Here is a 1,563-nt window from a genome sequence, read left to right on the forward strand (position 1 = left end):
AAGAACATTGAAAATTTTATACAGGTTGAAAATTTGGTATCAAAATAAGACCACCACACCAGTGCTGGTCTGAAAATATTAGTGGATAATTAAGATTCAGGAAGAGATGAAAGATATTCTTTCACTCGTCCGTAGTAGATTCTTAGAAACTTGTTGGCACCTGCAGTCATATAGACATAGTAAGGCTTGCCTTGAGCACGTTTCTTGTCTAAGAACTGATAAACAGGATCATCTTGAGGATGTGTTTTAATTAGGACATCCATTACCTGAAATAAAGTCTTTCTAAGATCAGAGGAACCTCGTTTTGAGGTTGGAACACTTTTTTGTTCATAACTTCCAGATTCATTAACACCGGGATCTACACCGGCAAATGCAGTAATAGCACTTTTGTGAGTGAAACGGGAAACATCTCCGATCTCAGCCATCAACTGAGATCCGAGTGAAGTTCCAACACCTTTCATAGCCATAACGACAGGATATTCAGGGAGTTTGGATGCAGTTTCATTCATGAGAGTGCGTAGTGACTCAACAGTTGTAGAGGCATTGTTAAGCTGATCCACAGCCTGCTTAATTATAAGCTTTGTAATGGCATCCTTTGGAAGTACAGGAACAAGTTCCTTTGCTTTTCCATAGATTTCCTCAGCTTTGGATTGGCTGAAGTTGTACTTCTTACGTTTGCACCAGTTTTGATAATGGTCGATAAAGGCATTCAGAGACATTTTACGGACACAGTCCACATGCCAGTATGTAGATGCAAAATCAACCCATTTCTGGCTGCCATCACTGCGTGCAGGACTGTCAAAGTAAGTATTAACACCAGGATAGGTTTGGTCAAGGATGCCGATAAGATTATTTTTCATAGCCGTCTTGTGCTTCATGTAAAAGCCGAACTGACGGTTCATGGTTTTGAGCTGATTGCGTAATTCATCCATAACATTATACTGTTTAAGATTTTGCCATTTGTCAAGAGCATATCGGGCAATCTTAACAGCATCCGCTTTATCAGATTTCACTTTACGAAGAGAATCATTATCAAAGTCTTTGATAAGTTTTGGGTTAATGGCACTGACGAAAAGATTTGCCTTTGAAAGCTGATGGGCGAGGACTTCATAATAACGTCCTGTGTGCTCCATCACGATTCGGGACTCCCCTTCAACAGAGTTGATGAGTTCTACAAGTGAATGGATATCACTGGCTGTGTGTTTGATTTCGAAAGGTGCGGAAACAATTTCACCGAAAGGTCGCATGATAGCAACCATACTCTTACCTTTTGAAACATCGATACCTACTGCGTTCATAAATTGTCACTCCTTAAGATTATTGCAATGGATAAATACCAGTTTTACTCATTGCCTATTCAATCTACTGTGGTGTGACGCGAATGCACCTATGGCGATTCAACCTGCATAAAACGAACGCTGCGAATGAGGAGCTGGTTATCAGTCTAATTTACGGACGCGAAGTCCAAGATTGGAAGACGATATACCGATTGCTCCATCATTATACAGCTTAAGCAACAAGATGGATAATTCCTTACTGGCTGTAAGGGATATTAACCATAAA

The 1,563-nt window shown here is 40.2% G+C and carries 1 protein-coding gene; it reads right to left on the bottom strand.

Annotated elements, in window-relative coordinates; translation table 11 throughout:
* Window positions 1-89 precede the first annotated feature (89 nt).
* Window positions 90-1,298, bottom strand: a complete 1,209-nt coding sequence (locus AB5213_RS17075; protein ID WP_368277027.1) for an IS110 family transposase — start codon at window positions 1,296-1,298, stop codon at window positions 90-92.
* Between the last annotated feature and the right edge of the window lie 265 nt (window positions 1,299-1,563).

The sequence above is a fragment of the Coprococcus sp. RTP21204st1_G4_RTP21204_210225 genome (assembly GCF_040915385.1).
GTDB lineage: Bacteria > Bacillota > Clostridia > Lachnospirales > Lachnospiraceae > Allocoprococcus > Allocoprococcus comes.

What these genes read in the sequence shown, in the direction of transcription:
- AB5213_RS17075 (WP_368277027.1), bottom strand. Translation starts at nt 1,298, where the DNA reads ATGAACGCAGTAGGTATCGATGTTTCAAAAGGTAAGAGTATGGTTGCT.